We start from the raw sequence: 7597 nt of genomic DNA on the forward strand, positions 1-7597 counted from the left end.
CTCAATATATAGATTATTATAACAAAGAAAGAATACAGGCAAAATTAAACTACCTTTCTCCTGTAAAATACAAGAAAAAGGTAGCCTAGGTTGTTTTATATTGTTCCACATGAAGGGTGCAGTTCAATTTCTAAGGGGTATTTTTATATTAAGCTAAGGATTTCAATATCATTGTATAAGCAAATTTTTTCTGAGTATCAATAGTTTTATCTTCACTCAAGTTAATTTGTTGAAAATAACTTGCATTAATCCTATTGAGAATACCCATTGAAGAGCTTATTAATACATATCGTTGGTAATCTCTATCTAAATCTTTATTAATAATATTTTCACTTATACCTGTATTAATCACAAGATCTAATAAATTATAAAGTTGAGATTTTAAATCTAATATTTCTTCAAAATCCTCTAAAATAATACTATTTAACTCTGTAGGTACAACATGATTATATAGTATTCTTAAAGACGGAAATATAAACTTGCCACTATTAATACTATAATGAAATAGGTGATCACACTGATCTTTAAAAGATGAGACATTTTTAATAGTTTCAATAGTATTTTTAATTTCTATTTTAAAATTATAAATTATTGATCTAGCTATAATTTCATCCTTACTTTTAAAATATTCATAAACTGTACCTTTTCCAATTCCTGCACCTTTTGCGATATCAGATACTTTAATACTTTCAATATTGCTGTTATCAATAATTATTTTTTTAAATGCTTCGAATATTAGTAATTCTTTTTCTGCATATTTTCTTCCCATATATTAATCCTCCTCATCAATGATGATTTGTCTTAATTCTTTACGGCGATGGAATATATCGTATAAAGTAGGTACTATGAATAATGTTAATAGTGTAGCATAAGTCAAACCACCTATAGTAACTATAGCTAAAGGTTGAGTCATTTCGGCACCCATACCAACACCCATAGCCATTGTAGACATGGCAAGTATTGTTGTTAAAGCTGTCATAAGTATAGGTCTTATACGAGTACGTCCGGCTTCTACAATAGCTTCTTTTTTACCTAATCCATTTATACGTAATTGATTAACATAATCCACAAACACTATACCATTATTAACAACTACACCAGCAAGAACTAAAAATCCTAACATAGATATAACACTTAATTCTTGACCTGTTATAATTAATGCTAATAAACCACCAGTAAATGCAAGAGGTATAGTAAACATTACTATAAATGGTGATAATAATGATTGGAATTGTGCAACCATTATTAAGTAGATAAATGATATGGCAAGGGCAATCATTTTAACTAAATCACTTATAGCTTGGTTAATAGATTCTGTTTCACCAGCTATTTCTATTTCATATCCGATAGGAGTTTTATAGCTATCTAATTTAGATTGAACTTCTTTACTTACTAAACCTATATTATGTTTAGAATCAATTCCTGCTGTCACAGATATATATCTAGTCTGATTATCGTGGTTTATAGAAGTAGGAGTATCTGCCATCTCTATAGAGCAAATATCCTTTAACTTTACAGATACAGACTCAGTTCCTTTTGTTCCACTAATTTCAACGTTTCTTAATTCTTCTAGATTAGAAGTATCGTGATTAACAATAATTACTGGATAGTCTTCGGAATCTATTGTTAAAGTAGTTGAAGTAGTTTCAGTTGATAGTTTAGATGAAATTTGTTGGAATACTTGAGCTACTGTTAATCCATATTTCATTGCTTTATTTTTATTAATTATAATTCTTTCTTCCTTAGTACTTACACCCATACCACCATCAATATTTGTAGTACCTTCTACATTTGATAGTAGATTTACTAAGTCATCAGAAATATCTTTAAGTTTATCTAAATCATCGCCTTTGACAATTATTTGTAAGCCAGATCCTCCTAAAGAAGAAGTATCCATAGAAGAAGAAGAAACTGTCACTTCACAATCAAGTGATTTTGTCTTTTCTTTGATTTCTTCAGATATTTCATCATTAGATTTCTTTTTATCGTCTTTTAAAATAATATAAGCAGACATATTATTAGGATTATTTGAAGAAGAACCAAAAGACATGGATGTTGATGAATCTATAGCTCCGATACCTTCTACATCATCGATTGTTAAAACTTGTTTTACAACTTTATCGGTAATATCTCTAGCTTCTTCTTTTGAAAAATCGCTATCTATATTAATAGTTGCCATCATTTGAGGAGAATCCATCTCTGGCATAAATGATGTTCCTATTTTAGTTGTAGCAAAAGCAGCAAGTACTAATAATCCCACAGATAAGCATAAAACAACAGGTTTAAATTTTAAGCATAATCTTAATAATTTTTCATATGCATCAATGATTTTATCAAATAAAGGATGTGTTTTTTCGTCTACGTTTGATAATAAATTTGATGCCATACAAGGTACCAAAGTTAAGGCAACGATTAAACTGGCAATTAAAGAATATGCAATTGTAAGGCCCATGTCTGTAAATAATTGTCTAGTTATACCTTCTGTGAAAACAATAGGTAAGAATACGCAAATAGTAGTAAGAGTAGAAGCAAAAATTGCTCCAGACACTTGTTTAGCTCCATATACAGCAGCTTTAAACTTGTTCATACCTTTATTTCTAAGTCTATAAATATTTTCAATAACAACAATACTGTTATCAACCAGCATGCCTACACCAAGAGCTAATCCTGATAAAGATATAATATTTAATGTAACGCCGCTGAAGTACATTAAAACTATGGCAAATAATAAACTTATAGGAATACTAAAAGCAATTACTATAGTTGGTTTTATACTTTTTAAGAATACTAGTAAAACTAAAATAGCTAGTATTCCACCGTAAACTAGGTTTTGAAGTACGCTAGATACGATAAAATCTATGTAAACACCTTGGTCCATTAAAGAGAGAATATGTAATTTATTATTAGTACCATTTAAATCATTTATTACTTTATTTATTTCATTACATACTTTAGTAGTTGAAGCAGTACTAGTTTTTTGGAAAGATAGCATAACACCAGCATTTCCATTTATATTTGTATAATTGTCTGATGAGTTATCTGATACTTTTACATTAGCTATATCCTTAAGGTGTACATCCCCAATACCATCCATGGAGAATAATATCAAGTTTTTGACTTCATTTATAGACGTGAATTTATCTCCTACTTTTACAGAGTATTCAGTATCATCATCAGAAATATATCCTGCTGGCATGGAAAAATTCTCTGCTGATAGAATTTGATTAATTGTTTCTGGGGTGATTTTGTCTGTTATATCTGCTGAGTCTAAAGCTTGTTTTCTAGCTTCATTTAATTGAGTTTCAGCTGATTTTATTTGAGACTCACTAACAGAAAGTTGTACAGTAGCTTTAGTTAATTCTTGAGAAAGAGTAAGCTTAGCATTTTCTAACTCTTGTTGTTGCTTTTTTAATGTTTCCAAAGAATCTACTGCACTTATTCCCTGGCCTGCATTTACTATAGCCTTTTCTAAAGAAGTTATAATTCCTTCCAAACCTTCTATATCCTCTTGTAATTTTTCTTTGTGTACATCGGAATCGTCAGGTAAATTATTTAATTGTTTCTTGAGTTCTTTTAATTTTGATTTAGTGTCATTAAGAGTAGTAGTTGCGCTAGAAATATACTTTTCTAAGTCTTCTTTACTAGAACCTGTTGAATTTAAAATACCAGCCATACTTTCTAATTGGCTTATACCAGATTGAAGTTGACTGCTAGCTTCAAGTAGTTTTTTCATTTGAATGCTACTTTGTTTTTCAAGAGCTGCTTTTCCATTTTGTATTTCTGATTTAGCGCTATTAAGTTGACTTTGCTGCTTGTTCAACTCAGATGTAACGCTAGATTTTAGCTTGTTATTAAGTTCATCAATTTTATTTTTGTTTAAAGATATCTCTAATTGTTTTTCTACTAATCCAACGCCACTAACAGAAGCAACACCATTTATACGCTCGAATTTAGGTATTATCTCATTGTTAACATAAGTTGAAACTTCTTCAATATTCATATCATTTACATCAACACTTAATGTCATGACAGGCATCATATCTGGATTAAGTTGCATTAAAGTAGTTTCACCAACACCGTCTTCTAGAGAATCTTTGATTAAGTCTATTTTTCCATTTAGGTCTAACATGGCAGTATCCATATTAGTATCCTGATTAAATTCTAGAATTACTACGCTGTAGTTTTCATTTGAAACAGAAGTTACATTTTTAATTCCGTTTGTAGTTGCTACAGCTTGTTCAATTGGCTTTGTAACTGTTGTTTCGATTTTTTCTGGACTAGAACCCGGATATGTAGTCATGGCAATTACATAAGGTAAATCTATGCTAGGTAATAAGTCTGGGGTCATCTTTGTAAAGGACACAAATCCCAGCATTAATACCATGATTACAGAAACAAATACAGTTAAAGGTTTTCTTACACTGAATTTTGGTAACAAATATTTCACCTCTTTCTTAATTATAGAACTGACTAGTCAGTCAGATATGTTTAATTGTAATATTCTTAATGTTGAATTTCAATAAAATAAAAAACTTAAATAAAAAAAGACGATTAAAAATCGTCTTTTTTTATTTAACTAAGATATTCTTTTAGTTTCTATAACATTTATGTCTCGATTATGTTTTTCAATACCTACGCTAGATACTAATAAACAAGCATAAGCTGCTAAAGCATACCCTATGGTTATCATCCAAGAAGTTGTATATCCTAAGTTTTCAACTGATAACCCAAATATTACAGTTCCAACTGCATATCCAATAGCAAAGAAAACTTGGACTATACCTAATATGGTACCAAACTCTCTATCTCCAAAGAGAGCTCCACTTAAATAAGAAGGACCTATTATATAAGCAAACATACTTATACCAAGTAAAATAGCAAAAATATAACCAAGAAAGTTTATATTTGGAAGGAATATTAAACATAAGGAACAACAAATAACCATAATACCAGCTAATATAAGTGAACCTTTAATTCCTAATTTATCAAATAATAAGCCTCCGCATAGGTTACCGAATATGGAAAATAAAGCGAATATAGAACCTACATTAGCTACAAAGGAAGCGTTTAACCCGATGCTATATAGATAAGAAATATATTGCACAGATAAACCGCTTACATAGAAGCCTACAAATATAAATCCTATGCATAAAATCCAAAATAATTTTATTTTGCTAACTTCGCTAAATGTATAGCCCCAAGAAATATGCTTAGTTTGTGCTGAATCCTTCTTTTTAGGTAGATTACCAGCTAAATCTTCAGGTCCTTTTGGAAGTTTTACTAAAAATAAAGATACTGGTATTGAAACTGCCAATGAAATCATGCCAAATATAAAATATGCTTTAGAATAACCTATATTAGGATTCGTTAAAAGCCTAGCTGCAATTTGTTGCAAAAATATATTGCCAATTCCACCACCAGAAAAAGCGAGACCCATGGCCATACCTTTATTATTCTTGAACCATGAGTTTACTAGTAGGGGAACACCTATTGCAGAAATTATTGCTGTACCTACTTGTACTAATGCAGCTATTCCATAATAAGCCCATAAATTTCCTCCAGCTAAAGAGTTTAAAGCATAACCACCGCCAGATAAAATAGACCCTACTAAAAATGCAAGTTTTATATTTATTTTAGGTTTTGATAAAATTTTTCCTATAGCAGGTGACGCAACTGCAGATACAATTGTACCTATAGTAAACACAAGAGAGAATTGAGTCAAAGTAAATCCTTCTCCATTAGTTACGAAATTTATAAATTGAGGCTGAACATTCATTGCTACACCAAATGGTATAGCTTGGATAAGCATACATGATGCAACTATGACCCAACCATAGAAAAATGTTTTTTTACCTTTTGGTTGCTGTTCATTTATTATATTATCCATACATCTTCTCCTTTTGTAACAAATTATAAATACTTTTGCTTCTAAACATTATTATTTCATAAAAATACATAATTAATTTATGGTTTAGGAAAATTAATAAAAAATAGATTCTAGAAAAGGTATTAAAATAAAAAAACTGCTTCAATATAATTGAAACAGCTTTTTTTAGAATGTTACTAAGCAATTTTTTTGCTTTCAATAACATTTATTTCTTTATTATGTTTGATTATTCCAGAAGTTGATATTAATAATCCACCGTAAGCTAAAATAGCATAAATTATTGTAGATATCCATCCAATCTGGAACCCACCAAATCCAACAACTACACCGAATAAAGTTGTACCGATACCAAATCCAGCTGCAAAGAATATTTGAACTATACCTAAAATAGTACCGAAGTCTTTACTACCGAATAGTGCACCTGTTAAATAAGAAGGACCTATTATATAAGAGTACATTGAAATACCCATACATATAGCGAATACAAATCCTAGTGCATTTATTTGCGGAACAAATATTAAGCAGAAACCACAAGTTATAACTAGTATACCTGCTAAAGCTAAGGATTTTGTTATGCCTAATTTATCGAATAGCATTCCACCGAATAAGTTACCGAACATGGAGAATAATCCAAAAGAAGCGGCAACAGTAGCAGCGCCTAAAGTAAATACTTTTTCAGCTTCTAAAGTTTGTAAGTAAGGTATAAATTGTAATACCATACCACCTACATATAAACCTACGAATATAAATGAAGAAGCGAATATCCAGAAGAATTTCATTTTGCTAACTTCAGCAAAAGTATAGCCCCACTTAGAAGATGTAGTATTTTTATTTTCTGATTTTTTATTAGAAGTATTGCTAGCTAATTCAGCTTCAGATCTAGGTAATCTTAATACAAATAAAGCTATTGGTAAAGCGATAATTATAGCTATTATGCCGAATCTAAAATAAGCTTGCTGGTATCCTATAGTAGGAAGCCATTTACCTGCTAGCAATTGTAGTACCATATTTCCTAGTCCACCACCAGAAAAAGCAAGACCCATAGCTAAACCTTTATTTTCAGTAAACCACCCATTTATAAGTGTTGGAACACCTATAGCAGATACTATAGCAGAACCTATTTGAACTAATACTGATAATGCATAGTAAGCAAAAATATTATCACCAGCTAATGAGAAAGCGGCAAATCCACCACCTAATATACAAACACCTAAAGTATAAAGTAATTTTATATTAGCTTTTGGACTAGAATATAACTTTCCTATAAAAGGAGAAGATACCGCAGATACTACTGTACCTATAGTAAATATTAGAGAAAATTGGGCCAGTGAAAACCCTTCCCCAGACATTACATAGTTAGTGAATGCGGGTTGTAAGTTGGCTGCTATAGAAAATGGTACAGCTTGAATAAGCATACAAGCGAAAACGATAACCCATCCATAGAAAAATTGTTTTTTGTTGTTTTTAGTTTTTTTCATAATCAATAATACCTCGATAGTTATTATAATTTGTTGGCGAACAATACATAACTATTTATTGGTAACATTTGATACTCGCTCGGGAGAATGTTTTCGAAGGTAAGTATTTCAGAAAAGTAATCCTTCAGTGACGTATATATGTTTAAAACAATATAACATATATATATATATGTCGTCAAATAAAATATTTTGTCACATAGAGATAGATAAATATCACTTTAAATACAATTTG

5 protein-coding genes are annotated in these 7597 nt (G+C 30.1%); 1 reads left to right on the forward strand and 4 read right to left on the reverse strand.

The annotated features are described in order from the left end of the window. Nucleotides 1-8: 8 nt before the first annotated feature. Nucleotides 9-89, forward strand: coding sequence for an IS3 family transposase (locus tag NSA58_RS20995; RefSeq protein ID WP_408645542.1), 81 nt, complete (start codon nt 9-11; stop codon nt 87-89). Nucleotides 90-148: 59 nt separating this feature from the next. Here the strand turns inward: NSA58_RS20995 and NSA58_RS12580 are convergent, their stop codons facing one another. The 4 genes from NSA58_RS12580 to NSA58_RS12595 all read right to left on the reverse strand — a co-directional run bounded on the left by NSA58_RS12580 (nt 149) and on the right by NSA58_RS12595 (nt 7365). Next, a complete protein-coding gene (locus tag NSA58_RS12580) occupies nt 149-769 on the reverse strand; it encodes a TetR/AcrR family transcriptional regulator (protein ID WP_074080079.1) in 621 nt (206 codons plus the stop codon). A gap of 3 nt (nt 770-772) precedes the next feature. Then, on the reverse strand, nt 773-4447 hold the full coding sequence (locus NSA58_RS12585) for an efflux RND transporter permease subunit (RefSeq protein WP_257560519.1): 3675 nt from the start codon (nt 4445-4447) through the stop codon (nt 773-775). Nucleotides 4448-4576: 129 nt separating this feature from the next. Then, nucleotides 4577-5887, reverse strand: coding sequence for a conjugated bile salt MFS transporter (locus NSA58_RS12590; RefSeq protein ID WP_074080077.1), 1311 nt, complete (start codon nt 5885-5887; stop codon nt 4577-4579). A gap of 176 nt (nt 5888-6063) precedes the next feature. Next, on the reverse strand, nt 6064-7365 hold the full coding sequence (locus NSA58_RS12595) for a conjugated bile salt MFS transporter (RefSeq protein ID WP_039677867.1): 1302 nt from the start codon (nt 7363-7365) through the stop codon (nt 6064-6066). Between the last annotated feature and the right edge of the window lie 232 nt (nt 7366-7597).

The organism is Terrisporobacter muris (assembly GCF_024621905.1).
Classification (GTDB): Bacteria; Bacillota; Clostridia; order Peptostreptococcales; family Peptostreptococcaceae; genus Terrisporobacter; species Terrisporobacter muris.